The organism is Paenibacillus sp. BR2-3 (genome assembly GCF_046529485.1).
Taxonomy (GTDB): Bacteria; Bacillota; Bacilli; order Paenibacillales; family Paenibacillaceae; genus Paenibacillus_AQ.
In genome coordinates, this window is the sequence record NZ_CP126311.1 from 3,232,132 (window position 1) to 3,257,710 (window position 25,579).

General features: G+C 46.9%; 30 protein-coding genes and 3 pseudogenes. 11 read left to right on the forward strand and 22 right to left on the reverse strand.

Annotated elements, in window-relative coordinates:
* Positions 1-393 precede the first annotated feature (393 nt).
* On the forward strand, positions 394-699 hold the full coding sequence (locus PaeBR_RS15360; RefSeq protein ID WP_410511431.1) for a hypothetical protein: 306 nt from the start codon (positions 394-396) through the stop codon (positions 697-699).
* A 170-nt stretch (positions 700-869) separates the two neighbouring features.
* On the opposite strand, the gene PaeBR_RS15365 is transcribed toward PaeBR_RS15360, so the two are convergent.
* The gene (locus tag PaeBR_RS15365) at positions 870-1,166 is read right to left on the reverse strand and encodes a hypothetical protein (protein WP_410511432.1); all 297 of its coding nucleotides are present in this window, start codon (positions 1,164-1,166) and stop codon (positions 870-872) included.
* An 87-nt stretch (positions 1,167-1,253) separates the two neighbouring features.
* Here PaeBR_RS15365 and PaeBR_RS15370 point away from each other — a divergent pair, with 87 nt between their 5' ends.
* Positions 1,254-1,631: a hypothetical protein gene (locus tag PaeBR_RS15370; protein WP_410511433.1), complete on the forward strand. Its 378-nt coding sequence runs from the start codon at positions 1,254-1,256 to the stop codon at positions 1,629-1,631.
* Here the strand turns inward: PaeBR_RS15370 and PaeBR_RS15375 are convergent.
* Positions 1,593-1,697, reverse strand: a pseudogene (locus tag PaeBR_RS15375) (YmaF family protein); the annotation flags it as partial. The gene PaeBR_RS15370 and the pseudogene PaeBR_RS15375 overlap by 39 nt on opposite strands.
* Before the next feature lie 299 nt (positions 1,698-1,996).
* On the opposite strand from PaeBR_RS15375, the gene PaeBR_RS15380 reads away from it, so the two are divergent.
* Entirely contained in the window at positions 1,997-2,293 is a 297-nt protein-coding gene (locus PaeBR_RS15380; RefSeq protein WP_410511434.1) for a phosphatidylinositol kinase, read from the forward strand.
* A gap of 203 nt (positions 2,294-2,496) precedes the next feature.
* Positions 2,497-3,819 (forward strand): IS4 family transposase, encoded by a 1,323-nt coding sequence (locus PaeBR_RS15385; RefSeq protein WP_410511435.1) that lies wholly within the window; start codon positions 2,497-2,499, stop codon positions 3,817-3,819.
* A gap of 466 nt (positions 3,820-4,285) precedes the next feature.
* Here the strand turns inward: PaeBR_RS15385 and PaeBR_RS15390 are convergent, their stop codons facing one another.
* A complete protein-coding gene (locus PaeBR_RS15390) occupies positions 4,286-4,393 on the reverse strand; it encodes a YjcZ family sporulation protein (protein ID WP_410511436.1) in 108 nt (35 codons plus the stop codon).
* 151 nt (positions 4,394-4,544) lie between these two features.
* On the opposite strand from PaeBR_RS15390, the gene PaeBR_RS15395 reads away from it, so the two are divergent.
* On the forward strand, positions 4,545-4,871 hold the full coding sequence (locus PaeBR_RS15395; protein ID WP_410515201.1) for an SOS response-associated peptidase: 327 nt from the start codon (positions 4,545-4,547) through the stop codon (positions 4,869-4,871).
* On the opposite strand, the gene PaeBR_RS15400 is transcribed toward PaeBR_RS15395, so the two are convergent.
* The 6 genes from PaeBR_RS15400 to nirB form a co-directional block, all read right to left on the reverse strand.
* Entirely contained in the window at positions 4,855-5,136 is a 282-nt protein-coding gene (locus PaeBR_RS15400) for a holin (protein ID WP_410511437.1), read from the reverse strand. The genes PaeBR_RS15395 and PaeBR_RS15400 overlap by 17 nt on opposite strands.
* Positions 5,137-5,142: 6 nt before the next feature.
* On the reverse strand, positions 5,143-5,877 hold the full coding sequence (locus PaeBR_RS15405; protein ID WP_410511438.1) for a glycoside hydrolase family 73 protein: 735 nt from the start codon (positions 5,875-5,877) through the stop codon (positions 5,143-5,145).
* A gap of 128 nt (positions 5,878-6,005) precedes the next feature.
* On the reverse strand, positions 6,006-6,773 hold the full coding sequence (gene cobA / locus PaeBR_RS15410) for a uroporphyrinogen-III C-methyltransferase (RefSeq protein ID WP_410511439.1): 768 nt from the start codon (positions 6,771-6,773) through the stop codon (positions 6,006-6,008).
* Positions 6,770-7,645 (reverse strand): formate/nitrite transporter family protein, encoded by an 876-nt coding sequence (locus PaeBR_RS15415; RefSeq protein WP_410511440.1) that lies wholly within the window; start codon positions 7,643-7,645, stop codon positions 6,770-6,772. The genes cobA and PaeBR_RS15415 overlap by 4 nt, the downstream gene beginning before the upstream one ends.
* Positions 7,646-7,673: 28 nt before the next feature.
* Positions 7,674-7,985, reverse strand: a complete 312-nt coding sequence (gene nirD, locus PaeBR_RS15420; RefSeq protein ID WP_410515202.1) for a nitrite reductase small subunit NirD — start codon at positions 7,983-7,985, stop codon at positions 7,674-7,676.
* A 23-nt stretch (positions 7,986-8,008) separates the two neighbouring features.
* Entirely contained in the window at positions 8,009-10,444 is a 2,436-nt protein-coding gene (gene nirB / locus PaeBR_RS15425) for a nitrite reductase large subunit NirB (RefSeq protein ID WP_410511441.1), read from the reverse strand.
* A gap of 329 nt (positions 10,445-10,773) precedes the next feature.
* Between nirB and PaeBR_RS15430 the strand changes: the two genes are divergently transcribed.
* Together PaeBR_RS15430 and PaeBR_RS15435 are read left to right on the forward strand one after the other, a co-directional pair.
* Complete coding sequence (locus tag PaeBR_RS15430) at positions 10,774-11,394, forward strand: ANTAR domain-containing response regulator (RefSeq protein ID WP_410511442.1); 621 nt, start codon at positions 10,774-10,776, stop codon at positions 11,392-11,394.
* Positions 11,391-12,431, forward strand: a complete 1,041-nt coding sequence (locus PaeBR_RS15435) for an anthranilate phosphoribosyltransferase (RefSeq protein WP_410511443.1) — start codon at positions 11,391-11,393, stop codon at positions 12,429-12,431. The genes PaeBR_RS15430 and PaeBR_RS15435 overlap by 4 nt, the downstream gene beginning before the upstream one ends.
* A gap of 105 nt (positions 12,432-12,536) precedes the next feature.
* On the opposite strand, the gene PaeBR_RS15440 is transcribed toward PaeBR_RS15435, so the two are convergent.
* Together PaeBR_RS15440 and PaeBR_RS15445 are read right to left on the reverse strand one after the other, a co-directional pair.
* A complete protein-coding gene (locus tag PaeBR_RS15440; RefSeq protein WP_410511444.1) occupies positions 12,537-12,653 on the reverse strand; it encodes a YjcZ family sporulation protein in 117 nt (38 codons plus the stop codon).
* A 79-nt stretch (positions 12,654-12,732) separates the two neighbouring features.
* Entirely contained in the window at positions 12,733-14,364 is a 1,632-nt protein-coding gene (locus PaeBR_RS15445) for a diguanylate cyclase domain-containing protein (RefSeq protein ID WP_410511445.1), read from the reverse strand.
* Between the two features lie 249 nt (positions 14,365-14,613).
* Between PaeBR_RS15445 and PaeBR_RS15450 the strand changes: the two genes are divergently transcribed.
* From PaeBR_RS15450 to PaeBR_RS15460, 3 genes and pseudogenes are all read left to right on the forward strand, one after another.
* Positions 14,614-14,898 (forward strand): hypothetical protein, encoded by a 285-nt coding sequence (locus PaeBR_RS15450; protein ID WP_410511446.1) that lies wholly within the window; start codon positions 14,614-14,616, stop codon positions 14,896-14,898.
* A gap of 196 nt (positions 14,899-15,094) precedes the next feature.
* Entirely contained in the window at positions 15,095-15,484 is a 390-nt protein-coding gene (locus PaeBR_RS15455; protein WP_410511447.1) for a PilZ domain-containing protein, read from the forward strand.
* Positions 15,485-15,603: 119 nt separating this feature from the next.
* A pseudogene (locus PaeBR_RS15460) lies at positions 15,604-16,476 on the forward strand (serine hydrolase domain-containing protein); the annotation flags it as partial.
* Positions 16,477-16,644: 168 nt separating this feature from the next.
* Here PaeBR_RS15460 and PaeBR_RS15465 read toward each other — a convergent pair.
* Genes PaeBR_RS15465 through PaeBR_RS15485 form a run of 5 tightly spaced genes read right to left on the reverse strand, consistent with a single transcriptional unit; the run spans position 16,645 to position 20,169 of the window.
* Positions 16,645-17,388, reverse strand: coding sequence for a hypothetical protein (locus PaeBR_RS15465; protein WP_410511448.1), 744 nt, complete (start codon positions 17,386-17,388; stop codon positions 16,645-16,647).
* Entirely contained in the window at positions 17,382-18,083 is a 702-nt protein-coding gene (locus tag PaeBR_RS15470; protein WP_410511450.1) for an ABC transporter ATP-binding protein, read from the reverse strand. The genes PaeBR_RS15465 and PaeBR_RS15470 overlap by 7 nt, the downstream gene beginning before the upstream one ends.
* A gap of 13 nt (positions 18,084-18,096) precedes the next feature.
* Positions 18,097-18,471, reverse strand: coding sequence for a GntR family transcriptional regulator (locus tag PaeBR_RS15475; RefSeq protein WP_410511451.1), 375 nt, complete (start codon positions 18,469-18,471; stop codon positions 18,097-18,099).
* A 2-nt stretch (positions 18,472-18,473) separates the two neighbouring features.
* Positions 18,474-19,220, reverse strand: a complete 747-nt coding sequence (locus PaeBR_RS15480) for an ABC transporter permease (RefSeq protein WP_410511452.1) — start codon at positions 19,218-19,220, stop codon at positions 18,474-18,476.
* Complete coding sequence (locus tag PaeBR_RS15485; protein WP_410511453.1) at positions 19,213-20,169, reverse strand: ABC transporter ATP-binding protein; 957 nt, start codon at positions 20,167-20,169, stop codon at positions 19,213-19,215. Before PaeBR_RS15485 ends, PaeBR_RS15480 begins: the two co-directional genes overlap by 8 nt.
* Before the next feature lie 440 nt (positions 20,170-20,609).
* Between PaeBR_RS15485 and PaeBR_RS15490 the strand changes: the two genes are divergently transcribed.
* Positions 20,610-21,446, forward strand: coding sequence for a sulfurtransferase (locus PaeBR_RS15490; RefSeq protein ID WP_410511454.1), 837 nt, complete (start codon positions 20,610-20,612; stop codon positions 21,444-21,446).
* Positions 21,447-22,057: 611 nt separating this feature from the next.
* Here the strand turns inward: PaeBR_RS15490 and PaeBR_RS15495 are convergent.
* From PaeBR_RS15495 to PaeBR_RS15520, 6 genes and pseudogenes are all read right to left on the reverse strand, one after another.
* A complete protein-coding gene (locus PaeBR_RS15495) occupies positions 22,058-22,972 on the reverse strand; it encodes a class I SAM-dependent methyltransferase (RefSeq protein ID WP_410511455.1) in 915 nt (304 codons plus the stop codon).
* Positions 22,973-23,517: 545 nt separating this feature from the next.
* Positions 23,518-24,349: pseudogene (locus tag PaeBR_RS15500) on the reverse strand (NAD(P)-dependent alcohol dehydrogenase).
* An 88-nt stretch (positions 24,350-24,437) separates the two neighbouring features.
* Entirely contained in the window at positions 24,438-24,572 is a 135-nt protein-coding gene (locus PaeBR_RS15505) for a DUF4386 family protein (RefSeq protein ID WP_410515203.1), read from the reverse strand.
* A complete protein-coding gene (locus tag PaeBR_RS15510) occupies positions 24,547-24,792 on the reverse strand; it encodes a hypothetical protein (protein ID WP_410515301.1) in 246 nt (81 codons plus the stop codon). Before PaeBR_RS15510 ends, PaeBR_RS15505 begins: the two co-directional genes overlap by 26 nt.
* The gene (locus PaeBR_RS15515; protein WP_410511456.1) at positions 24,770-24,994 is read right to left on the reverse strand and encodes a helix-turn-helix transcriptional regulator; all 225 of its coding nucleotides are present in this window, start codon (positions 24,992-24,994) and stop codon (positions 24,770-24,772) included. Before PaeBR_RS15515 ends, PaeBR_RS15510 begins: the two co-directional genes overlap by 23 nt.
* A 1-nt stretch (position 24,995) precedes the next feature.
* A complete protein-coding gene (locus PaeBR_RS15520) occupies positions 24,996-25,442 on the reverse strand; it encodes a hypothetical protein (RefSeq protein WP_410511457.1) in 447 nt (148 codons plus the stop codon).
* Positions 25,443-25,579 lie beyond the last annotated feature (137 nt).

The following is a 25,579-nucleotide window of genomic DNA, read 5'->3' on the forward strand; positions in this document are numbered from 1 at the left end:
CCTCCAGTGAAAAGTCATATCGCCGTATTCTGATGTTTTTGCCGAAGCTCGGCAGAAAGTATGGTGTAATAGGGCAATCGCAAGTTATCGTGTTTCCTTCACCGCGTGAAGAAAATAGTTTTCACACAATTGATCGGTTACTTTCTAGCGCTCGATACCAAAAACTACTTTTGTGCGCTGCCCGCACAAAACTCAAATATTTCCACCTGGTTACTGTGCTTCACATAGTTTTGCGCACCCTGCACGCGAAACTCCAAAATTCTTTAGCTGCCGGACAGCAATAATTTGGAGCATTTTAAGCGAAGCCCACCTACTTATATCTCATCTTCAACAATGCAATCATCCTATAATTGAATTGAGGAAAAACAATGAAAATGAAAAAAATAAGCTTAGATGGTCGTAAAGTATATCCAAGACCTTCAAAAAGAAATCGAAAAGCAGGAACACATAATTCAATTGATCGAATCCTACTCACCTGAAACTCTTGAACAAAAGATTATTTTAGAATATGCAATTGAAGAAAGCGTAAAGAACGTTGCTGATAAGATCAATGCTGAGGGTCATAGAATCGGGGAACGGAAATATATAAGCAATGATATTACAGCGGTAATAATCCAAAAGCCTATACTTGATGAGCTACACGAGATTGTAAAGAAATCATTTGAGCACAACAAAAAAGGAATGAGCCGCTATCTATGATCCATAACTCGTCTTTTAAGCCCTCAAACGTGACGATATAGTCAGGAATTTCAACCTAACTGCCCTGGGAGGTATAAATACACCCCTCCGCTCTCATAGGCCGTAATTCGCATTTACGTAGCCACAAAATAAAGAAAAGTCCGACACCTGACCACGCCGGACTGAGCAATCTATTTAATTCGCTTAAGCTTGGCTTCCTGCTCAATGGATCGCGCCGAGAGCAGCTCAATAATTCGATTCTGATTCTCCAATATAGATTCTACATTGATTACACGTTCGTTGGTGTCCAGCACAGCACGTTTGACCAACTCCTGATCTTGCATCATTATTTGCTGGTCTTGTTTCATGTTCTGCTGTTCTATTTCTATTCGATCCAAGCGCTCATTGACGGTTAATAATTCTTCCTTAACGGGAACTAATTCTTCCCGAATGACAGAACGCAATAACTGCACCAAATCGTTATCCATATGCTCCGCTCCTTCAAGCTTAATATATAGATTGTACCAGAATCAAATTTTTTATTCTACTTGGGAAATTAGGGAGGTCACATAACTATGGAGAAAGGAAACATCGAACAACGAGGTAAAAACTCATGGAGACTGACCGTGGAACTTGGCTACGATGCCCAGGGAGAACGGGACTTCGAGCGCAAGACAATCCGTGTAAAGGATCCTGAATTGCAGCGGGCCCCGCGGCGGCTACAAAACCACCTGGACGAGGAATTGGTGAAGTTCAAGATGGAAATCGAGTCCGGTCATTATATCCGGCCTGAGAAGCTCACATTCAGTAAATTTAGAAGTGGATTGCCAAATTCGTGGAGAATGAGCTTGAGGAGAAAACGAAAATCAGTTATAAGTTCCACACTAAGCGCCGGATTCTTCCCTACTTCAACCAAAACGATGGTTATGCCGATCTGCGCCTTCTTCAGCTAGTTTAGTGCTACCTTCAAATTCATGCACATGCCTTTGTACCAGTTTATAAGATGATGTTTTCTGCTTTAGTGTGTGTCTTTTCTTCTAATTCCTTATTGCAATAGCATTTAAACGAAGAGCTTCCCTAATGGACACTCTCGCTGCCAGCAGTTCACGTCTTGCTCGACTTCCAATGGGTAATCTGCGAAGATTTTCATTAATTCCCTCAAGTCTTTCCAACAAAATGGTAATTAACGATGTTAATCTCTTCCTTCGGAAGGAATTTTTTAATCATAAAATAATTTATTTATAGGCTAACGCCGTGAACGTTATGGGTTGCAGTCCATAGACTATGGTCGAGGTATTTTTATCTGAGGAGGTAATTCATGAATACAAATTATTATCAACAAGTCAGTTGGAGCTGCATGAATAAATATGTGGGTGTAATAACAACTGACGGTCAGTCATATGACGGGTTTATTGCTCACGTAGACCAGGACTATGTTACTCTTGCTATTCCCACGAACGAAATGGTAGATCGTTTGAACGGAATGCCGGCGCAAGAATCCACCTATAGACAATTCGGATTCCATCCAGGTTTTTTCCCAAGACGCCGCTTTTTCCATCGACGAATTCCTTTTTTCGGAATACGGGACTTATTTTTGCTTTCATTTTTCATATGACGATATGATTAACCGGGGATTCTCCCAAGAAAGGGCGTTCCGAAAGGGCAATGTCATTAAGTTAAGGCGCAAGGCCAAAAATCAAGAAAAAGAGTAGGTTATCGAAAAGATAGCCCGCTCTTTTTTTTGCACTAAAAAAAGAACTTGACAAGCAGATGGAAATGTGTGGCGAAGCCCCTTGAAAAAACGAGGAGGTTACGCCAATGGATGAGTACGCGATCTCGCTAAAAAAAACGCTGACATCCCTCATACGAAAAATGTCAGCCGCACCCGCTCCTTTTGTCAAAAACCCTGAAAAAGATTTTACCCGAAAGAAAAAGCTGCCCTTTGAAACGGTCATGCAACTCCTGATTTCCATGGGAGGAAACAGCCTTTACAAGGAACTCTTGGAATCGCAGGGCTATGACGTAAACACCGCAACCACTTCTGCTTTTGTCCAACAGAGGAATAAAATCCTGCCGTCTGCTGTGGAATTCTTGTTTCACGAATTTACGCAATCCTATACGGATATCAAGGACTACCGAGGGTATCGATTACTTGCCATTGACGGTTCGGATTTGCATATCGCAACCGACCGGGCGGACACGGATACCTATTTCCAAAGTCAACCGAACACGAAAGGCTACAACCTTCTGCATTTGAATGCAGCCTATGACTTATGCAACAGACTTTACGTGGATGCCATTATTCAGCCACGGAGGTTGTGCAACGAGGGAAGGGCGCTGGCTGCCATGGTTGACCGTTCCCCCATTCAAGGCAAAACCATTGTTACTGCCGATAGGGGTTATGAAAGTTACAACAATTTCGCGCATATGGAACGCAAAGGGTGGAGCTATGTCATACGGGTTAAGGATTTGGATTCGAATGGCATTCTTTCGGGCTTGCATCTGCCCTCTGGCGGAGCGTTTGATATGGACGTTCATCTGACACTCACCAAAAAACAAACCAAAGAGGTCAAGGCTCATCCTGAGATGTACAAGTTCGTCCCTTCCACGTCTACCTTTGATTTTTTAGATTTGCACGAGAACTTGTTTTACCCGATTTCCTTTCGGGTTGTCCGTTTCGTCCTGCCGGGTGGCGCTTATGAAACCGTCATTACGAATCTTTCTGCCGCTGATTTCCCACCCGATGAAATCAAGTCCATTTATAACATGCGATGGGGCATTGAAACCTCTTTCCGGGCATTGAAATACACCGTCGGCCTGACGAATTTTCACGCAAAGAGACAAGAGTCCATCACCCAAGAGATTTTTGCAAGAATGATCCTGTACAATTTCGCTGAAATGATGACCTCGCACGTCGTCATTTCCCAAATGGATAAACGGCACCCCTACCAAGTCAACTTCACGGTTGCCGTTCACGTTTGTAGACATTTCCTGCGCTCACGGGACGATGAACCCCCGCCCGATGTAGAAGCACTGATTCGCAAGAACATTTTGCCGATTCGACCCATTCGCCCAGGGCAGAAGAATACGCGCAAAATCCGCTGGAAATCAGTCGTTAGCTTCGTCTACAGAGTAGCATAATTCGTTTCGTATGAACATTTTTTTAAGCGGATATTCCGTCCGCTTGTTTGCTGTGCGCTTTTTTCTTGCTTGCACCAAAAAAACAAACGGCACAGGGCTTTTTCCCATGCCGTTTCGGATTCCATTTTTATTCCCAGTCTTATCTTTGAGCTTATCTTAATGACATTGTCCGAAAGGGGCACCCTTTTTCTATGTTAAACCCTTTTCATACATAGTATTATTAGAAGAAACAAGTTCTTAATATAAGCGGTATTGAGGCAATATTTAAATATCTGGTTATTGATTAGCACTATACATACGTATTTATTGAAGATGCGCATATCCCCAATATTTTAAATCGAAAAGCAAAGAGCATTTATCTTGATTGGATGTTTCCTCTAAACAAGAGTGTCCTGATCTATGTTTTTGAAGCAGAGTAAGGAATAAATGGCGCCCCTTTCGGGACGCCCATTTGTATTTCGAACGATTATACCAAGAAAGATTTCGAAATGATTACCAGCAGGATGAACAGCACCAGAATTGCACCGGTGGATGTAAATCCGCCCATACCATAACCTCTATTTTCTTCACTCATGATTAATTCCTCCTTTGTAATTGAGTACAAAACAAGATATGTTCGTTCCGGGCAAGGTGTTTGGGTTCAATCGTAAAATAGCCTCATGCCCTGTCCCAGCCGAAGGTTTAAATTGCTCCATAAATAGCGTAAAATAAAGCATGGAAGAACTATCGTCCCCACCGATGGTTTTTACGAATGGCAGCAGCGGGAAACTGGAAAACAGCCCATGCGAATCGTTATGCGTGATGGAGGCATTTTTTCCATGGCGGGTCTTTACGATATATGGACCAGTCCGGAGGGCAAAAAACTGAGCACTTGCACGATTATAACAACCGCCCCAAACAGTCTTATGACAGACATTCACGATCGGATGCCGGTGATCCTGCGACCTGAGGATGAGGAAGAATGGCTTAGTCGGGACAACTGCGGGGTGCCGTCCTTGATGAAGCTGCTGAAGCCTTACGATCCTGTGAAAATGATTAATCATCCTTTGTAGAACCGTACCGCTTGTTAAAAGCCAGTTCGAACAGGCCCGTTGCCGATAACCCGGCAAGTCCTCCTGACCATAGCCGCAGCACCAGATCCATCGAAGTAAACGGATAGGCCAGCACACCGACCAGCAGACCGATAGCCAGCCCTACGGCTGGAACAATGTTCCGCGGCAGATTCACCGTATTCTTTACAAGCTGCACTAAGGCCAGTACAAACACAGCTAATACTGAAGCAAAGGCTAATACCCCGTTCAATGCTTCGTTATTCATAGTACGTCAACCCTCCTTCGCCGTTATAAGCAATCCCGCACGGTTCAATACGGTAAGCATCCGGTAAAAATCATAGCTGCCCCCCGCCGGCGTATCCAGAAGACCCGCCTTAAACGCTGCCTTCACTGCAGGCTCTGCCCATGCGGGAATGGTCATAGACGCCCGGCTTTCGATTAAAGTCAAACGTTCTGCAAAGAATGCCCGCAGCTCCTTCAGCTCTGCTTCGAGCTCCTCAAGCTTCTTCTTATCCTCGACCGACATTTCTTCCTCCTCCTTCGCACCTTCGTCATATTGGTAAAGATTGTACATGTCCATGATGCCGATCAGCTTCGCAGCATAATCCGGGTCTGTGGCATACCCGGCAGCAGCAATCTCTTTTGCCGCCGTTATACCTGATGCTCCAATTACCTTACGATACAAATCCCGATTCCATGACACCCCGTTCTTAATAATTTCGGAGTGGTCCGACACCGATTCACCCCAGTTATGATAGGCACGAAAAGCAATATTCAACTTTACAGCCTTGCCGTTTACATATTCGGTTGTCTGTACATTCACGCTGCCAGCTGGGCCACTCCCTTTGATCCCAAACAAATTATTGGCTCTGGAAGTTAATCCGCTATTCCCCCAACCGGATTCCAAAGCGGCCTGGGCTATAGTCAGCGATGCAGGAATTTGGCTCTGCTGCATATTCAGTACGGCCAATGGAGCGATGGTTGCGATAAACTCTATCTTGTTCATGTCTTCACCCCCTCTCTTACTATTAAATGCTCGCCTTTATTGAATGCTTGTGCATATACAGCAGCAAAAAGCACCCTTTGACTGTAGTTTTCAACTACAACCAAAAGGTGCTTCCTGTCATTCATCTTTTACCCGATTTGTGATCTGGCTTCGCTTTCCAAACTCAGCAGCTGCTCCCTGACCTTGACTACTTCACCGATAATAATAAGCGCCGGATTGCTTATGTTCATGACTGCCAACAGCTTCTCCATGTTGTTCAATGTTCCGGTGACGGTGCGCTGGCGGCTGGTGGTGCCGTTCTCAATCACCGCAACGGGCGTTGTTCCCTTCTTTCCGTGCAGAAGTAATTGTTCCCGAATGTCGCTGAACTGACTAATTCCCATATAGATGGCAATCGTATCCACACTGTTCACAAGGCGGTCCCACCGGACGGGAGATTCATGACCGTGACACCTGCTGCCTGTCACGATGGCGAAGGAAGCCGCCAGACCACGGTGCGTTAGAGGGATGCCCGCAGAAGCAGCCGCGCCGATAGCCGAAGTGATGCCGGGTATCACCTCATAAGAAATACCTGCCTCCGCCATCGCCAAGGCTTCCTCGCCTCCCCTGCCGAATACAAAGGGATCTCCTCCTTTAAGACGCACCACCTTGTTTCCGTCTGCGGCATACTGGATCATCAGCTGCTCTATTCTCTCCTGCGGCATAGAATGATGTCCCGGCGATTTGCCGCAATAGATGCGCAGCGTTTCCGGTTTAGCATAGCTTAGCAACCCTTCATTCACCAACCGGTCATACAGTATAACGTCAGCCTCTTGAATCCGAAGCATCGCTTTTATGGTAATGAGCTCCGGATCTCCAGGACCCGCTCCAACGATGGCAACACTCCCGGGCTTCATGAGCTTTTCTCCATAGCTGCGACTTCCAGACCTGCCGGTTCCATGCGTCCTCGGGAAGGCTCTTTAATAGAAGGAAGCAGTTTGATCATAGAGCTTCTTTGAGAGAGATAGAACAGGATACCTGTAAACAGAACACCACCGATGAAATTACCGAGCAGAACGGGTACTCCGTTCCAGATCCACCAATCAGCGAAGCTGACATCCGCACCCAGCATCATTCCGGCCGGGATCACGAACATATTGACAACCGTGTGTTCAAAGCCCTGTCCGAAAAAAGTCAGGATCGGCAGCCACATCGCCAGGATTTTGCCGGAAGTGGATTTGGAGGTCATAGCCATTACAGCACCAAGCGTAACCATCCAGTTACAAAGTATCGCCTTAATGAAGGCGAGGAGCATTCCATCTCCGCCCATTTGCTTGTAAGCAATGGTCTTGCCTTCACTTGCAGTAATTAAGGTTTGAATTAACGGGTTGCTCATATCAGTGCCCATCTTTGTTATCGTAAGTCCATAGAGAGCCGCATAAACTGCACAACCGATCAAATGTCCTGCTATGACCCAAACGTAATTATTGAGCATGCGGCGTACGGATGTTTTCTTCTCAAGGACTGCGAGCGGAATCAATGCAAAGCTTCCTGTCACAAGTTCCAGTCCAAGCAGAATAATCATTACAAAGCCTACCGGAAAAATAAGTGCGCCAACCATAGGGATTTTCGTCTGTGCCGCCGCTGTAAAGGCCAGTGTTGTCGCACAAGCGAGAATAGCACCACCCAGGGCACCGCGAACCAGCAACTGAGCAGATGAGAGTTCAGCTTTGACCTTCCCGGTCTCTATCATTGTGTATAAAACCTCATTCGGCTTCACATAATCCATATTAGTCCCCCCCTCCTGTTGGTTTGAGTTACACGGTCACATATACAGAACCGTTAACCGGATCAACATCAACAACGAAGGTGGTGACGCAGCCGGTATCCGGCTCCTGCACGGCACCGCTGTGCAGGTCAATACGCCAGTCATGCAGCGGACAGTGAACCTTGGTGCCGCAGACCATCCCTTCCGATAATGCTCCGCCTTTATGCGGGCACTTATTTTCAACGGCCAATACCTCACCGTCAGACAGACGGAACAGGGCAATTTCGATGTCGTTAACTTTGAAGGTTCGTGAGCCCTTTCGGTCAATATCGGTTACATTTCCAATCAGCATTTTGGTCATAGTCATGGCTGAATCCCCCCTATTTATTTAATCTCTACTGGTTCTATAGCTATAGGCTCGAAATTTTTGCGCAATTCCGGCTCGTTAACGATTTGCTTCCAAGGATCACTGGTAAGGTTGAGCGTAGTCTGGATTCTTTCCTGCAGTGCAAGCCGATCCTCACGGTTTTCCAGTGCCTTTTTCACACTATCCACACCGACTCGCTCCACCCAGATCGATGTCCGCTCATTCCACCCGGCATTCTCGCGATAATATTGAAGGAAAGCGCTGGCCCATTCCACTACCTCATCTTCCGTCTTCACCACACAGAGCAGATCGGTGGCCCGGACATGCACGCCGCCATTACCTCCAATATGCAGCTCCCAGCCTCCGTCAATCGCCACAACGCCAAAATCCTTAATGGTCGCTTCCGCGCAGTTTCGCGGACAACCGGATACGGCCAGCTTCACCTTCGCCGGAGCATTCAGGCGCTCGAACTCTTTCTCCAGCCTTATCCCCATGCCGATGGAATCCTGTGTGCCAAAACGGCAGAAGGTGGAACCTACGCAGGTTTTTACTGTACGCAGTGTTTTGCCGTAAGCATGCCCGGAAGGCATATCGAGCTCCTCCCACATCTTCGGCAGGTCCTCTTTCTTGACGCCGAGCAGATCCAGCCTTTGTCCTCCGGTAAACTTCACCATCGGCACCTCGAATTTCTCGGCGATCTCTGCTATTTTTTTGAGCTCTGTCGGGGAGGTAACTCCCCCGTAGATGCGGGGAACCACAGAATACGTTCCATCCTTCTGGATATTGGCGTGATAGCGTTCATTCGTGAACCGCGATTCCTTCTCATCCACATATTCTTCAGGCCACAGCATCCCCAGGTAATAATTGAGGGATGGACGGCATTTGGAACAGCCTTCCTCATTGTTCCACTCCAGCACGTTCATCACTTCTTTAACGGTCTTTAGCTCCATCCGTTTAATCTCGGAGACAATCTCATCCCGGCTCAATACGGTACAGCCGCAAATCCCTTCCTTAACGGATACTGCCGCATCTCCGGCATACAATTGCAGCAGCCCTTCCACCAGCGGCTTACAGCCTCCGCAGGATGCAGATGCTTTTGTACATGCCTTGATTTGACCGACACTGGTGCAGCCTCCGGATTGAATGGCCTCGGCAATTGCGCCTTTCGATACGCCGTTACAGCCGCAAATAATCTCGTCATCCGCCATAGCTTCCAGACGATTCTCCGAGGATGACGACATACCGTCCACAGAAAATCCAAGCAGCAGTTCCTTCTCTCTGCCTTTGATATTCTCACCCTTCTTGATCATCGAGAAGAGCTGGGCACCGTCATTCGTATCGCCGAACAGAACCGCCCCAATCAGCTTATCCTCCTGAATCACGAGTTTCTTGTAAACTCCGTCTATTTCATCCTGATATCGGAGCGCCCGGGAGCCTTCAGGCTCAATAAACTCTCCTGCAGAGAATACGTTCACTCCGGATACCTTTAACTTTGTAGAGGTGACTGATCCCGCGTAGCCCTCTGTCGGCGCTCCCGCCAGTCTTTTGGCAAGCACCGCGCCTTGTTCATATAAAGGGGCGACCAAACCATAGGCGATTCCCCGGTGCTCCGCACATTCCCCAAGCGCAAAGATGCCGGGGATATTCGTTTCCATATAATCATTCACGACGATCCCGCGATTCACTTCGATACCTGTCTTTTGTGCCAATTCAATATTTGGCTTGATGCCTACTGCCATCACAATCAGATCGGCTTCCGCGATACTTCCATCAGCGAAAAGCAAGCCTTTGACCCGTTTCTTACCGAGGATGGCTTCCGACTGCTTGCGCAGCAGAAACTTCATGCCCTGTTCCTCCAGCTCTTTCCTAAGCATTTCCGACGCTGCCTGATCCAATTGGCGTTCCATAATATGATCTTGAATGTGTACTACGGAAACCTCCATTCCCAAATGAAGCAAGCCTCTTGCCGCCTCCAGACCCAGCAGACCTCCGCCGATAACCACCGCTTTTTTATAAGATTGGGATGTCTCCTGCATGATCCGGCAGTCCTTGATATCACGAAAGGCGATTACTCCTTCTTTATCCGCACCCGGCAGGGGAAGCATGAAGGGGTTGGAACCCGTCGCCAATATCAGCTCGTCGTATTCCGCTTCAGCCCCTCCGTCTGAATATACTTTGCGGCTTTTCGTGTCAATTCGGGTCACGGTATGGCCGATATTTAATGTAATATTATGACTCCGATACCATTCCAGATCGTTAATGATGATTTCATCCAGGCTCGCTCCACCGGCAAGAACAGAGGATAACATAATCCTATTGTAGTTCGTGTGTGGTTCTGCACCGAAAATTGTAATTTCATAAGCCTCGGGAGCAAGCTTCAGCAAATGTTCAATAGCGCGAACTCCAGCCATACCGTTACCTATAAGTACAAGTTTTTTGCGGGTTGATGTCATATTTATCTCTCTCCTCTCCGTATTGCACAACATAAAAAGCCCGCTTCACTCCGCACGGAAACATAGAGTTCCCGAGCAAAAAGTGAGAGCAGGCGCCATTGCCGCTTCAACCGAACACATCGTTGTATTCGTGATTGATAAATTTGTTAAACCGACTATACAACACAAATCCGGTATACGTCAACAATTATGACATATAAAATTTTAAAATCTTAATTCCATCGACAAACAGGTGCTTTTTATGTTATATAATATAACATGTTATTCTTTTTCCAATACTACAAGCTGGTTCACTTATAGACTATCTTAGAAAAAAGGGGCGTCAAACTATGCATTCCCTGTTGGTCATTTATAACGGTACGACTAAAACAGAACCCATAGAAGACTCCCTAAAGTGTAAATTACCGGAGTTCATCCTCCGATCCAGCGGTTATTTGGTAGATGTGGCATACACGGCAGATCAGGCTGCTTCAAGGATTAAGGAAGCCGATGCTTCTATTCTGCATGTACCGGTTTCCGAGATTAAAACCTGGGGAGCTCTTCTTATGAAAGAAAAAACCGCACCCGTTATATGGTGGTGCAATGATGAAACTGCCAATCTATCACTTGCCGCTTGCGGGGATCATATTATGGTAGACGGTATCTTGGGACCCTCCATGCTGCCCCGGGAGATTCATTGGAGTCTTCACTTCAGCGCCAAGCAATGCTTCGAAAGACAGCAATGGCTTAAGGAAAGGGAACAGCTGCTGTCCCGTATTGAAGAACGGAAATGGATTGATATGGCAAAGGGAATCTTGTCCAAGGTAAAAAACATATCCGAATCCGAGGCATACGACCTTCTGCGCAAGCAGGCGATGAACGAACGCAAGCGTATGGTCGATGTTGCTACTTCCATAGTCAAGGTGTATCAGCTGCTGCAGGATCAAACACAAGGGGGCACCACGTTATGATTAACCTGTTAAAAGAAGTTGCCAGAGGCAAACGGGGCGCCCGCGATTTAACTTATGAGGAATCCGTCCAGGCTGCCGAATCCATTCTGGGTTTAACCGCAACTCCTGCGCAAATCGGCGCCTTCCTGATTGCAGAGCGCATAAAGCTGGAGAGTGTCGAAGAATTGGAAGCGTTCGTCTCCGTATGCCGTAAATATGCGCATCGGGAGCCTGTCCGGGAAGGCCTGGATTGTGCAGGTCCCTACGATGGAAGAACCTCCTCCTTTGTCGCTACGTTTCCTGTGGCCTTTCTGCTGGCGGCGGCAGGCTTGCCTGTCACATTGCACGGATGTGCCTCTTTGCCTCCGAAATGGGGAGTTACGCTCCCGGACATCATCTCGGAAGCAGGGATTGATATCGGCAGCTTGTCACGCGCCCACGCCATATCCGCAGCCAGGCAGAGCGGTGTGCTGTTCGCAGACGCTGAACAGTGGTGCCCTCCGCTGGGGGATATCCGCAGGATCCGCGAGGAAATTGGCATGCGCACTATTTTTAATACCGCTGAGAAGCTGATTGATTATAGCTGTTCTCCATTTATCGTGTTTGGAATCTATCACAACACCGTCTTTGATCGGTTGTCGCGGCTGTTAATTAAGCTCGGTTACCGGAAAGCACTGGTTGTGCAAGGCGCGGAAGGCTCCGAGGATCTCTTTATCGATCGTCCAACCCGGATATATACCGTAAAGAACAGCACTTCCGGCCTGGGAATCATCGATCCGGAATCCATGGGGCTGGACACGCCTGTGCCGGAGATGCAATGGACTTCCCGCCAGCAGTTTCTTACAGCGGAAGCTGTGCTGCAGGGCGGCGGCCACATGGCCTTTTATAATCAGACTCTGCTGAACGGAGCCGTCAGACTGCATCTTGCTGAAAAAGTTAACTCGGTTGAAGAAGGGCTGTATATCTGCAAGGACCTGCTGGATAACGGCGAGGCATGGAATGTATATACGGCTTGGAAGAACGCGCTGCTGCGAAGCGGAGAAAAATGCGAAATATAAAAAGAAACGGCTTTGCCGTCCTTAAAGGGACGGCATCCGGTTCTCGTAAAAAAACGCCGGAGCTGAGCCTCCGGCGTAAATCTTGTCACATATGACGATTCGCCCTTACACCCATAATGTGCGGGTAATAATGACCAGTAAGATGAAGAGCACCAAAATAGTTGCCGTAGATGTTCCCCAACCTCCGCCCTTTCCTACGCAGCAGCCAGTATATTCACCCATCATAATTCCTCCTTTATCTTTTAACGTACAAAGACATATTATGCCGGTATTCTGTATTGGAGTGGGTGTTTAACTATTCTTATACAGCTGTTTCAAAGGTAATCCGGTTTTTTCCGCTCCGCTTTGAAATATACAGCGCTTCATCCGCCAGACGCAGCGTCTCACTCGTATCTTTATATTCCGGCCTCCACACCGCAGCCCCTACACTGCAGCCAATATTAACGGTTTCTCCATCAAATTCAAACGGCTCATTAATGGTATTAATAATCCGCTTGGCAACGACTTCGGCCTCCAGCATCGCTTTAACCGCCGATGTATGTAGAATAATTACAAACTCATCTCCGCCGACCCGGGTAACAATTTCATTATCCCGTGTACAATCCTGGAGACGCAAGGATACTTCCCGTAGCAATTTATCACCTATAGCATGTCCCATAGTATCATTCACTTTCTTGAAGCCGTCAAGATCAAGATAGAGGAAACTAAGGGTCGTCTTGTTGTGCTTGGCCCGGCTGACGGCACGAACGAGGAAATCATCAAGTGCTAAGCGGTTCGGAAGGCCAGTAAGGGGATCATGACGCGCCATATCTGACATATAACTGAGCGCTGTCTCGGTTTTGGTCAAATTATTGACTAAATTTCGCAGTGATCCGGACAAAATAGCAATATCCTTAAATCTGTTAAAGGTAGGGATTTCAACATCCGCACCAATGCTGATCAAATCAGCAGTTTTCGCTATTTTGTTAAGCGGACGAACAATCCAGCCGGCCAAAAGCCAGCCAATGATCCCGAATACGACCGCTGCTGCCATTCCTGAGATAATGATAAACTTTTTAAGCTGATATATTGAAGCGAACGCTACTTCCGCAGGCTGACGAATAATGACTGACCAGCCCAGTCCGGGATAATTCAAATAACCATCGCCATAGGAGAAACCCGTCAGATACGGCTTTTTATCGGTACCCGGATCGATCATCCAGGAATTCTCACCGTTACGGGCCTGCTGAAGTGCATCGCTGGACATCTTATGACCAACAAGCCCCTTTGGACCGAGCAGTATAGTGTCATCTTTTTTGCTCACAACATATACTTCTACATCCTTCAGACGACCCTGCAGTGGCTTTAAAATAGATTGCTCAACCTGATGGGACCATTCCCAGCTGAAATGGGCGGCCAAAACGCCGATTTTCCTCGATTGCTTATCATAGATCGGGAGGCTGTAATCGACGAATTGCAGAGCCTCTCCGGATGGGTTGGGCAGCAGTTTGGCCAGAAGAATAGCATCGTGAACATCACCGATATAGGGTCCTTTGAACCCCTCTTGAAAAACCGGCCGCTGTGATATATTTCCCCCTAGCAAAACATTGTCGGTTGAAGATAATACATTCCCTTCTGTATCCAGAAAGCCCACCCAGGTGAAAACAGGCATGCTCCTTTTCAATTCATTCAGCAGCCCGTCTATCTCCTCTTTATTCACCGGCTCCTGGAAAGCTTTAAGCTTGCTTAGCACCTCCACTTCCCCGGATCGCGACCACATAAAGTGATCGAGATTCTCGGACATTTGATAAGCAACCTCGGCTAAAGAAGTGCCGATACTCACCTCAACGGATTTCGTGGATTCCCTCCCAATTACAATACTTAGCAGTGCAGTCAGCAAAATAATCATAACTGCGAATGCGCTTGAAAAAACCGTGCGCAGGCTCAATGACACTTCACATTCTCCTTATCCGTTGCTATTCACAATTTCATTTACCTCAAATGTCGAACACAGTCGATAAATAATTTATCGGCTGGATGTCAGCTTTTATTAATATCGGCTGGCTGGATCTAGAACGATTTCTTGATTAACCTCACCAATTTTATCAATATTGTACTGACTTCATCACTGCACCGTGATTCCTCTTCAGCGTTGTAGTATAATCTGCTAAGAATTGTATACCCAAAATAAGGAGTGACGTCAATGTCCGAACAATATGAAATGTACGACGACCCGTTTAAAATGCTTATCCTGCTGGCTACACTGGTATCCGAGAAGCAGGGCGTTGAATTAAAGTATGAGAACGTCCCTGCTTATGAAAATGATGTATTCTCGATCCAGCATCAGAAATTCGTATATAAAAAAGACGGTACCGAAATTTCCTGGTTTGAATTCCTGGGCCGTGACATCGCTTCATCCAACGACCTGAGCCGAGCCGAGTATAACAAAATGTTCGTTGACTGCATGGCTTCCCTTTACAGCCTGTAAACCCTCAACCGATCTGCATAAGGCTGCCTGATTGGAGCCTCTCCTGCTGCTATTTCAGATAGCATTCCGGAGAGGCTCCTGTTTGTGTGTGATACTTCCGTTATGTATACTAAAAATTTTATCAAAATACTACTTTAGGAGATTGTCGCGCTGCGCTCATTTCGATATAATAGCAAATAAACAGGCGGTGGTAACTATGGAGGGCGCCAGCAGAAAAGAACCATTCCGTTATGTGATGAACCAGCCGATTGAATGCTGGATTGAAGTGCCAGCCAGCAATTCCGGGCCAGGTGCAGGAAAGCTGACTGAAGGCGTGCTGCTTGACCTCAGCCGATCCGGCTGTAAGGTTCGCTCTTCCCTGAACCTCCGCTTCTCGTCCGGAGATACCAAGCTGCTGATTCATTTTCAATTAAATGAAGTGAAGCTAAAGCTGGAGGGCAGTGTCCGCTGGGGCTGGATGTACGGTTTGGGCCAATTCCAGTATGGTGTACGGCTTGATTTGGAGGATGAGGAAGAAGAATTGCTCCTGAATGAGATCGAGACATGGACCATTGCACAGCATTCAAGTCATCAACTGCCAAAGTAAATATAACAACAGTTACGGACGTCTATCTCCACGTGAGGGGCGTCTTTTTTGCATAATATAAACAATAGGAATGTTAGGGGTGTACACCCCGTGGGAGGCCTGATTCTTGATCTGAAACTAATGCTTGTTCAATAAGTAAATTTTTAACGTCCATGCTGGTCTTGAAATTAACCGAGCAAGGTATCCTTGATTTAGATGACGATGTGAACCATAGACTTACTTCCTGGAAGGTTCCTGACAATGAATTCACCCATACTAATAAGGTTACCCTTCGAAAACTGCTTAGTCATCAATCGGGGGTCATGGACCCTGAAGGAAGTTTTGGGGAGCTTGATTCCACTCAAAGCATGCCTGCAATGATTGAGCTATTAAAGGGAAGAACCTCTTACTGTAAAGAATCAATAAAAGTCAAGTACGAGCCTGGGAGCGACTTTCAATATTCAGATGCAGGTTTTTGTATCATACAACAGCTAATAGAAGATGTTTCTGGAAAGCCTTTTGAGCTAGTAATGAATGAACTTGTACTTGGACCGTTAGATATGAAAAATAGTAGAATAGAACAATCAATACCGAAAGCAATAAGCGGAGAGTTTTCTTGCGGACATAAAAACAACGGAAATGTTGTTGAAGGCAAGTATCCGATCTACCCTTATCCAGCAGCTTCTGGACTTTGGACAACACCATCAGATTTAGCCGTATTGGTGATTGAATTAATGAATGCCTTAAAAAGTAAAAGTAAAATGGGACTTTCTGAAAGCAAGGTAAAAGATTTGATGACCTCACAAGGTTGTAAAGAATGGACTGGATTAGGTGTTTTTCTGGATGGTTCAGGACAAGAAATTGAAATTTCTTCACTTGGCTGGGGTGTAGGGTTTCAATGTATGATGGTGGCGTATCCGTATTTAGAGTCTGGTGCGGTTATTATGACAAATACAGATTTAGGAGTCCATCAATTAAAAGGGATTATTGGAGAAATATTTAATTCCCGCTGAAAGCAGCGGAGAGGACGGAACGATTGCGGAAAAGCGGCAGAGGTCGCCTTGCTCTCCGGATTTTTACCGTTAAGGAAAATAAATAAAATCTGGAGAGCACAGCGATTGGAGCAACGGTCCGTTCGCGGAGCGTCCACCTAAAACATCGGTTAGTATTCTTCTAGGCTATCAGGATTCAACTCTCCGCTTAACAAGCACCGTAATTACATATAACATAACAGCAGCAAAACCCGCCTCAAACAACATTGGCCCTATTTTGAAAAGATCCTGAAAGGCTACCGCCATACCCCCATCGGATGTCGGAACTTTTCCGGTCAGTTTGATCTGAAAGGCACTGTCAAGAGAATTAATACTTGAACCGAATAGTGCTAGCTCCAGCCAAGCAAAGCCATTCTGGACTACAATAAACGTGGCAATCCCGATCCATACGCCAGCTCTAAAACGAAGGCTGCGGGCTATGGTTATGGACAGCATGAGAATGAGCATCACGAAGCAGGCAGACCAGAGCAATTGAATGAGTCCCGCTGCTGCGACGGACCCGAAATCCTCCGGAATCCCCCGTGAGTCCAACAGCATATATAAGCCTAAATGGAGGGCCGCCAACGCAATAACACCAAGCAGCATGAATAAATACGTCAATAGCGGTGAAAGAACGGTATATACGGATTTCAATGGCAAAAGACGGCGGTGATAGGATTTAAGATTGTAATCGTACGTAATGCATGCCTGCACCAACAGGACAACTCCGCCAATGGTATAGGATGCAATGTTCATAATAAACATCGCCTCCCGATCCCAGTCCGAAACCTCTGCCGATATCCAAATCCCTGACTGCACAAGCAGCAATACTACCAAGGCGCCCCATATTTTGTCTCTATTTCGTCTAAGGTCATACTTAACCAGCTTCAGCATTCCGCGTACACCTCTCTGAACAGTTCAATGATACTTTTGCCTTCCCGGAGGCGAAGGTCTTCGACTTCACTATGCAGGACGATTTCCCCCTCTTTAATGAAGATCACATCGTCAAAGATCCGCTCGATATCCGAAATCAGATGAGTCGAGATCAGAATCGTGCTGTCTTCTTCATAAAATTCGACCAAGGCATCCAGAATTCTCGTACGTGCCACCGGGTCTACTCCGCCAATGGGCTCATCCAGAAGATACAGACTGGCTCTTCGCGATAAAGCGAGTGTAAGCTGCAGCCGTTCGTTCATTCCTTTGGATAGTGTCTTGACACTGTCGCTTTCCTTAAGCTTCATAAACTCCAGCATGCGCACCGCTTTATCATTATCGAAATCCACATAGAAGTCACGATAAAATTGCAGCGCATCCCTTACCTTCATCCAGGATTCCGTAAGGGGCCGATCCGGCATGAACGAGACTACCGCTTTACTCTCCAGACCAACAGGCGAACCCAGGACAGACACCGTACCGGAGGTAGGCTGGGTCAGCCCGGCGATAATTTTCATAAGAGTACTTTTACCGCTGCCGTTGCTGCCCAGCAGTCCGGTGATTTTGCCCGCGCCAAGCTTAAAGGACACGCCGCGCAGCGCTTGCTTGGATCTGTATTTTTTCGTAACCTCATGAACTTGAAGTATGCTCTCCACTCTGTAGATCCCCCTATTCTCCATCCTTTGTACGGATACTCTCAGCCACGACGGTTACAATTTCTTCCCCCTCGAAGCCAAGCTCCTTCATTCCGCGAATAAAACGGTCCAATACATCCTTCGCCATTTCCTTTTTGATCGTCATGATTTTATCTTCCTCACTTGTAACGTATCTTCCCATTCCGCGCCGCGTCTCCACAATCTCTTCACGCTCCAGCTCCTGAAAGGTTCTTTGCACCGTATTCGGATTGATCTGCAGTTCACTGGCCAGCTCACGCACCGAGAGAATCTTATCCCCCGGCCCCAGCTTCCCCGTAACGATTTCACCTTTGATATAATTCATGATCTGGATGTAAATGGGCAGGTTGTTATCGAATTCTATCGTCATGGTCAGGCAACGTCCCTTCGTTTGAACACTGTAAATCCTGCCAAGAGAAACAGGAGCAAATAGACGGCCAGCATCACAATGGAAAAGGAAAGCGTCATCCCCGGCATTGGAGCTCCTCCATTCTCATAAACCGCGAGGTTCAAATTAGGAAATAAGAAATATTTATAGAAATCTTTGAAAATAACCATTTTATCAATCGTTATGGCAAACATCGTAATCCCTATCGTTACACCCGTGGAGGTCGTCAAAATCCCGATCATAAAGGCTAGAGTTAAATATATGGTTGTGTATATGAACCCATACATAACGGACTTGAGAATCTCATTGAATCCTGCCTCTCCCCCGCTGGTACCGAACCATAGTATGCCGGAGGCATAAGTTGCAGCTACCGTCACTATCGTCAGGGTCAAGGCATACAACAGCACCGCAATATATTTCGAGGTCAGGATCGCTGTCCGGCTGCGGGCGCGAATCAGCAAAAACTTGATGGTCCCCTGGCTGTGTTCCTTGGCAACAACACCGGCTGTGCCGATGATTGCGATAATCGTCAGTGCCTGACCGAGACCGTTCGGCAGCAGCATCTCTGTAGAGAAGGCAGCGGCAGACGGGAACATTTCGCCGGCTACCGAATGCACGATATAACCAATCACAAGCGGCAGCATGATTAACAGCAGATACGGCACGAGAAACGTGCGTTTTTTTGATATTTTGAGCCATTCGTTCAGCACTAAGCGGTTTAAGTTACGCAATGCGGTTGCCCCCTGTCCATTTCAGAAAATCTTCTTCCAGACTTTGTTTGTTCTCGGTAATCCGGTAAATCCCTATTCCCCCGGCAGCGAGGGCTCCCACCAACTCAGGTACCCCGGAATCGTTCAGGGTTACGGTTAACTCACTGCGGTCACTGTCCGCAACGATTAACTTAACCCCATCCATTTCATTCAAAATAGAAGCGGCGTTGTCCGTCCGGTCTACACGAATGGTTAAGGTTACCTCTTCTGTTTCATCCGGCTCTGCGCCAAGATTTGTCACGGTCACCAGTTTTCCATTCTGGATCACAACCGCGCGGTGACAAATCTGTTCAATCTCGGCGAGCATATGGCTGGAGATCAGAATGGAGATCCCTTCCACTTCCGCTATCGTACGCATATAGTCACGCATTTCGCGTATTCCGGCCGGATCAAGTCCGTTCGTAGGCTCATCAAGAATTAACAGCTTCGGCCGGTGCAGGAGCGCTTGGGCAATTCCGAGCCGCTGGCGCATACCCAGCGAATAGGCCTTAACCTTCTTGTTCATTGCTTCTTGCAGTCCTACCAGAGTTACTACCTCATCAATCCGTGCTTTATCCACGTTCTCGGACATACGTTGATACTGCAGCAGATTATCAAACCCTGTCATATAGGGATAGAACTCCGGATTCTCAATGATGGCTCCGATATGAGCAATAGCCTTCTGGAAGTCGTTTCTAATGCTGCTGCCCTGGACGATTACATCCCCTTCTGTCATCCCAATCAATCCGGTCATCATGCGAATGGTTGTCGTTTTACCTGCGCCATTTGGCCCTAGCAGTCCAATAATCTCTCCTTTGCTGATATCAAAAGAAAGCTTATCGACGATGGATTTCCCCTTGATGATCTTACTGACACCGTTCATTTGCAGCACAAGGGTGTCGTTTACGTGCTCTGTACTCTGCTGGTTCATGGTAATCCTCCCTATCTAGGTTTGAATTCAGGTATTGGACGTAGCTCCGATGAATATTTGGACTTCCGGCCGCTGTTGTCTCTGGATTTCTTGATTTATACCGCTGTTTGCGGATGAAATCCAGAGACAAAGGCGGTCGCTATCGCTCCTACAGTTCCAAAATTCCCCTTCGCTACTTCCTCTACCTGATATCTTTTTTCAAGTTCATCTTATATAGTACGTTTTGCTTTATCGCGTTAGTGTTATAGTTGAATAGTACACTAATATTATGACTCTGTAAAGCCCGATTTGAGAAATTATTTCCATGTTCATCTATTAATCTGAAACACCAAGTATTCTGCTGCCGTTTCATGTGGTTAGAGGCTCTTCGATCCGATGCCTTTTTGTCTCTTTTCCGCTATAATGACTTCATACATATCAAAGTAAAGGAAGGGATAATTATGGAACCTGTAGTCTCTATTCGCTGGCTGCTGGCGCGGTTGTACGAGACGGAGCTAGTCATCGTCGATTGCCGTTTTCTGCTCTCCGACCCGGAAGCCGGACGCACAGCATACAATAAAGCTCATATTCCCGGCGCGATATATTTACATCTGGAGGAGCAGCTCTCCGCTCCTGTCGGCGCCCATGGCGGACGGCATCCGCTCCCTGACGTGGCTGCACTTGCCCAAACCCTGGGCAAAGTTGGCATTAATAAGGATAGCATCGTTGTAGCGTATGACGATCAAGGTGGCGCATTTGCTTCACGGCTCTGGTGGCTGCTTCAGTATTTGGGACATGAACGCGTATACGTTATGGACGAGGGATACACCGCTTGGAAAAACGCAAAGTTCCCCGTCAGTGACCATCAGGCGGTGCGGATTCCGAGTCAATATGAAGTTAATGTACAGCATGACATGCTTGTTAGCGTGGAGGATGTGCAGTCCGCAATCAGCAACGGGGCTTCGTTATTGATTGATTCGCGGGAACCCCGCCGCTATGCCGGACTGGAAGAACCCATTGACGCTAAAGCCGGACATATTCCCGGGGCGGTCAACAAGTTCTGGAAGGATGTACTGGATGAACAAGGGCGCTGGAAGAATGCTGATGCGCTTAAAGAACATTTTGCGGATATTAAAATGGAGCAGGAAGTCATTGTATATTGCGGTTCAGGCGTTACGGCCTGCCCGAATGTGCTTGCACTGGGGCAAGCGGGTTACAGGAATGTGAAGCTGTATGCGGGGAGCTGGAGTGATTGGATTAGTTGGCAAGATAACCCTATCGCCACTGGGGAAGAATAAATACCAAGAGCCCGCGTTGGACGCGGGCTTTTTATGCAGAGGTTATGGCGGTGTAGGGTTCGTACAGAGTACCAAGAGATATCTCAAGTCAACGTGGAATCAACCGGAAGTCGCAGAAAACAGATGCAGAGCGCAGCGGGCAGTATGCTGCAAAGCGCCAGACCCTACATCATGGAAGAATGCTGGCGGCTACCTAGGTCTGGTGTAATAACACACTTTAGTTTGCCGATCCCTGAGAGGGGCCAGTGGTAGAGAGGCAGCAGCACCAACCGCACCGATGTAGGTTTTGCCCTCTTGCTTGCTGTGAGACCCGCCATGTGCATGGTGTCTGAGCACGAATAAACTTGCCGCTTACCATACGCCCGCATGCAGAATAGGGAAGCTTGCTGGCGTGTCCCCTTTTTGGCGTGCTGCTATAACGGTGATGTGAGTGAGTCAACTTCTTATATGAGTGGTCAACCATGAATCAACGCTAGTATCCTAACGCGTGTGATACCGTATGATAGCTTGGAACCAAGCTGTTTCCTCGAACAGCGGTGCGAATAACTTATTCAACATTCTGGTATTTAACAAGTGGTATACGGCATTGCCAGGACTAAGTTTTAGTGAACCTATAGTTTAACCGCCAGGCAATAGTTCACATTATCGAATGCCGTTATTTTGTGTTCAGGCTGGCTGTCATTGTAGGCTTGAAACAGCTGTTCGGTAATTTCCGCAGGAGTCAAATGCTGGTAGATAAGCAGGTTGGCCTCTTCCAACATCTGCTCCAGCTCGGAATAGGAGTAGCTTGCCTGCATGGGCTCGCCCGCCTGCGCGGCCATCATCACCTGCTTCTGCGCCCGTTCACCTGCCTGCGAGGTGAACGTCTGTTCATCGGGATAATCAAAGACGATACTGCTGCCGCTCGGGAGCAGTGAAGCAATGGCAGACAAGAAATGCTTAAACACATCCTTGGGCAAATAATAGCTGATTCCCAGCAAGCTGCTAAAGCTGATTAGACTCGGGTCAAAAGCGGGGCAGGCCAGCACACGGCTCGGCCAATCCGGTTCGCCAAAGTCGGCTGAAATGCAGTGCAGATTTGACGGCGCGTCATAATGTAGGGCTGATACACGTCTGCGTTTGTCGGCTGCAGTAGCAGGATGATCGATTTCAAAGATTTGCAACTTCGTTGCCCACTTCGGCTGGCGGTAAGCGAAGGTGTCGTAACCTGCGGCAAAAATGAGATATTGTCTGGCGCCCAGCGTGGCGGCAACCGCAAGTGCCTGTTCGGCAAATGCAGCCCTGCCAAGTGGAGTTGGAGACAGTTGATGATCAACGATTTTACGCAGCGCTTGCTCCTGTGAACCAACAAATTCTGGCTCGAAGAAAGCAATCGCCAGTGACATATTGCTGGCAATATTCTCGTATTCCTCATCGGTTAATAGTTGTATGGCGAGTTGATCATCAAAAATTTTGAACTGATTATGCTCGGCGTGATACGCTCTTGAGAACGCACTGACGAGCGCAGTTAAACTTTTATTTTCCATTATCCATCACCTCATATCTGTTGTAGCATAGAGACAGTGAACGAAACAATACTTGATTTTTTTGTATTTTTATGGTATAATAATAGTAATAAATTTATAAAAATCACACTTTCGCCATATTTAGGGGCGTTTTTTTTGTTTCGACGCTGACAAATGGCGCTAATTGATACACTGGTGGAATCGGATGCTGCCGTGTAGTTGCTTCTCTTTTCTGAGGCAAAGTCGGTAGCAGCACTGAAAGCACTTCCTGACGGCAATGATAAGAACGGTCTATCCGAATGCTTGCTCGTATGCTGTTTAATACACCATATGGACCATTGCGTGACACAATGAAGGCCGGTAGACTCTCTCTTTCGAGTAGCTACCGGCCTATTGGTGAACGACTAAATCGTACCTCACCAACATCTCACGTTACTTATGCAGAAAAAAAGTCAACAACGTACTTTGTGTTCCAGCTTAATCAATAGAGAATCAACAAGCGATGCACCAACTAGAATTAGCAGAAATTTATCATGTTAAGTGTAGCGGTCAGGCGCAACGTTTTGTTAGATTTTGTTATTATGTTTCAAAGTTATGACTACATTTCCTTTTTTATGACCTTGATCGACATACCGGTGCGCCTCGACCATTTACTCCAGCGGATAGCAGCGATCAATAACCGGTTTCAGCCGGCCCGTCTCGGTAAGTTCTTTGAGAAAAATCAGTTCTTCTTTGCGTGGGACTGCTGTCCCACCGATGACTTTCTTGTCTGTTGTCATAGAATACCACAGCCCTTTAAATTCTGACCCCACCATGCCCGTATGAAGATAATATCCTTTGTTCTTCAGCGAGCTTTTACATTGGGATAGCGTAGTCTTGCCTACTGCGTCAAAAATCATATCGTAACCCGAAGCGCCAATAATGAGGACTTTTTCCGGTCTGGATGTTGCCTTTTTTGAGGAAAAACAGAGCGGTATTTGCTCCAATAGCAAGAGTAGCGGCTTCCTCATAGGTCAAATTGTTCGGTTTAGTTACCACTGCCCCATCTTCGGGCAGACATTTGTACTCGGCGTGTGCACCAAAATTCAACTTGAAGGTCGATGCAAAAATCGGGTCACCTGCCTTGAACCGTGTTACATCTTTGCCGACTGCTTCAACTTCACCGGCTAGTTCCATTCCGAATATCGGATTTCTTGGTTTTCTGAAACCTAAAGCGATTCGACCGGGGAGCCAGAACATGGGGGGGACTGTAAAACTTCGCATTCTAGAGTCCCCGACGTTTAAGGTAGTCGCATGCACTTTTACCAATATTTCATTGTCTTTGGGCGTAGGTTTTTCGAACTCCTTGAGCTGAAGAACCTCCGGTGATCCGTATTTTGTTGCTGCAATTGCTTTTATAAGTACTCCTCCTTAACATTGAATCCTTTAACAATGAGCAATACTGTACCTGAAGCCTGAAAAGAGACGGTATCCGGGGCTCCTGCTGCTAAAATTCGCGGCTTAAGGTCAACAAGGACAGCACACTGATTACTCCAACAGTAATGATAATCGCTTCAAGAAACCTGAAGCAAACATGCCAAAGAGCTATAGTTTCATTATACTTTCTTAAAATTGGAAACATTGTAGTTGCAGTACCAACCGCTGAAACGGACAAGAATTAACTCCAAAAGCGCTCCCAATATCACCTGGCCCGCGTGTTCGGAACCTTTAATCAGGTAATCGGGACCTTTTAGGATAGGATTGTATAAATTAAGACCTATTACCGCCGTAACTGCTGCAAGTATAAACAGTACTCCCACAATTTTTGCAGGCTTTCTGTTAGGATTCACTGGTATCCCCATAAAAGAACACCTCTTCCAAAGGTAAGTTGAAGGCCAGAGCAATGCGAAAAGCCAGTTCCAGAGACGGGGAGTAGTTTCCCTTTTCCAGGGCCACGATCGTTTGTCTTGTTACGCCCGCCTTGTCAGCCAATTGCTGCTGGGTCATTTCATCATGGTTGAATCGTAATTTTCGGATGTGATTGCCGACAAGATTTTTGCCCATATTAGACTCCTCTCCGATAGTGATAAAGTTTCGTAACGGAGCCGGTCACATCGGAGATGAATCCGGAGGCGATCAGGATCACGAACATCACCTGTAACGGCTGATCCATGACCAGTGAGCCCATGGCAAGAAGAAAGCCGACGACAAAGACAAAAAATGAATTTCGGGTCGCTTTCAAATCAATGAGTTTATCCAGTTCATCCGCAAATGCCGGTTCCTTTTCTCTGGTCGTTATTCTAAAGACAATGTTAAAAATAATGCTGATTATGATATGCGCGACGATTGAAATCACAGTCAGGACGAGGACGAAAGAACCCCAATAGCGAAAGGTTTCCGCGGTCCCAAGCCCTCCTTCTGGATACTGTGTATACATGTACAAGCAATAAAATCCAAAAATGAGTATGGCGCTGATCAACGATACGATGCTCTTCTTTTCTTGATAGGTCATGGTTTACGCCTCCTAAAATAAGATCCTATATAAGATGAACTAAAGATTTTACTATTTAGGGGTCGTTCGTAACTACGGAGACTGTTTGGACTTCCGGCCGCTGTTGTCTCCGGATTTCTTCAATTGTACCGCTGTTC

Excerpts from the sequence above, each read along its gene's own strand:
- PaeBR_RS15430 (WP_410511442.1), top strand. The coding sequence starts at position 10,774 with ATGCATTCCCTGTTGGTCATTTATAACGGTACGACTAAAACAGAACCC.
- PaeBR_RS15455 (WP_410511447.1), top strand. The coding sequence starts at position 15,095 with ATGGAGGGCGCCAGCAGAAAAGAACCATTCCGTTATGTGATGAACCAG.
- PaeBR_RS15435 (WP_410511443.1), top strand. The coding sequence starts at position 11,391 with ATGATTAACCTGTTAAAAGAAGTTGCCAGAGGCAAACGGGGCGCCCGC.
- PaeBR_RS15475 (WP_410511451.1), bottom strand. The coding sequence starts at position 18,471 with ATGACGATAGAATTCGATAACAACCTGCCCATTTACATCCAGATCATG.
- PaeBR_RS15450 (WP_410511446.1), top strand. The coding sequence starts at position 14,614 with ATGTCCGAACAATATGAAATGTACGACGACCCGTTTAAAATGCTTATC.
- PaeBR_RS15365 (WP_410511432.1), bottom strand. The coding sequence starts at position 1,166 with ATGGATAACGATTTGGTGCAGTTATTGCGTTCTGTCATTCGGGAAGAA.
- PaeBR_RS15405 (WP_410511438.1), bottom strand. The coding sequence starts at position 5,877 with ATGAACAAGATAGAGTTTATCGCAACCATCGCTCCATTGGCCGTACTG.
- PaeBR_RS15415 (WP_410511440.1), bottom strand. The coding sequence starts at position 7,645 with ATGGATTATGTGAAGCCGAATGAGGTTTTATACACAATGATAGAGACC.
- PaeBR_RS15380 (WP_410511434.1), top strand. The coding sequence starts at position 1,997 with ATGAATACAAATTATTATCAACAAGTCAGTTGGAGCTGCATGAATAAA.
- PaeBR_RS15390 (WP_410511436.1), bottom strand. The coding sequence starts at position 4,393 with ATGAGTGAAGAAAATAGAGGTTATGGTATGGGCGGATTTACATCCACC.
- PaeBR_RS15465 (WP_410511448.1), bottom strand. The coding sequence starts at position 17,388 with ATGCTGAAGCTGGTTAAGTATGACCTTAGACGAAATAGAGACAAAATA.
- PaeBR_RS15505 (WP_410515203.1), bottom strand. The coding sequence starts at position 24,572 with ATGTTTCCAATTTTAAGAAAGTATAATGAAACTATAGCTCTTTGGCAT.
- PaeBR_RS15485 (WP_410511453.1), bottom strand. The coding sequence starts at position 20,169 with ATGAACCAGCAGAGTACAGAGCACGTAAACGACACCCTTGTGCTGCAA.
- PaeBR_RS15490 (WP_410511454.1), top strand. The coding sequence starts at position 20,610 with ATGGAACCTGTAGTCTCTATTCGCTGGCTGCTGGCGCGGTTGTACGAG.
- PaeBR_RS15440 (WP_410511444.1), bottom strand. The coding sequence starts at position 12,653 with ATGGGTGAATATACTGGCTGCTGCGTAGGAAAGGGCGGAGGTTGGGGA.
- PaeBR_RS15510 (WP_410515301.1), bottom strand. The coding sequence starts at position 24,792 with ATGGGGATACCAGTGAATCCTAACAGAAAGCCTGCAAAAATTGTGGGA.
- PaeBR_RS15385 (WP_410511435.1), top strand. The coding sequence starts at position 2,497 with ATGGATGAGTACGCGATCTCGCTAAAAAAAACGCTGACATCCCTCATA.
- PaeBR_RS15370 (WP_410511433.1), top strand. The coding sequence starts at position 1,254 with ATGGAGAAAGGAAACATCGAACAACGAGGTAAAAACTCATGGAGACTG.
- cobA (WP_410511439.1), bottom strand. The coding sequence starts at position 6,773 with ATGAAGCCCGGGAGTGTTGCCATCGTTGGAGCGGGTCCTGGAGATCCG.
- nirB (WP_410511441.1), bottom strand. The coding sequence starts at position 10,444 with ATGACATCAACCCGCAAAAAACTTGTACTTATAGGTAACGGTATGGCT.
- PaeBR_RS15520 (WP_410511457.1), bottom strand. The coding sequence starts at position 25,442 with ATGACCTATCAAGAAAAGAAGAGCATCGTATCGTTGATCAGCGCCATA.
- PaeBR_RS15360 (WP_410511431.1), top strand. The coding sequence starts at position 394 with ATGGTCGTAAAGTATATCCAAGACCTTCAAAAAGAAATCGAAAAGCAG.
- PaeBR_RS15515 (WP_410511456.1), bottom strand. The coding sequence starts at position 24,994 with ATGGGCAAAAATCTTGTCGGCAATCACATCCGAAAATTACGATTCAAC.
- PaeBR_RS15495 (WP_410511455.1), bottom strand. The coding sequence starts at position 22,972 with ATGGAAAATAAAAGTTTAACTGCGCTCGTCAGTGCGTTCTCAAGAGCG.
- PaeBR_RS15400 (WP_410511437.1), bottom strand. The coding sequence starts at position 5,136 with ATGAATAACGAAGCATTGAACGGGGTATTAGCCTTTGCTTCAGTATTA.
- nirD (WP_410515202.1), bottom strand. The coding sequence starts at position 7,985 with ATGACCAAAATGCTGATTGGAAATGTAACCGATATTGACCGAAAGGGC.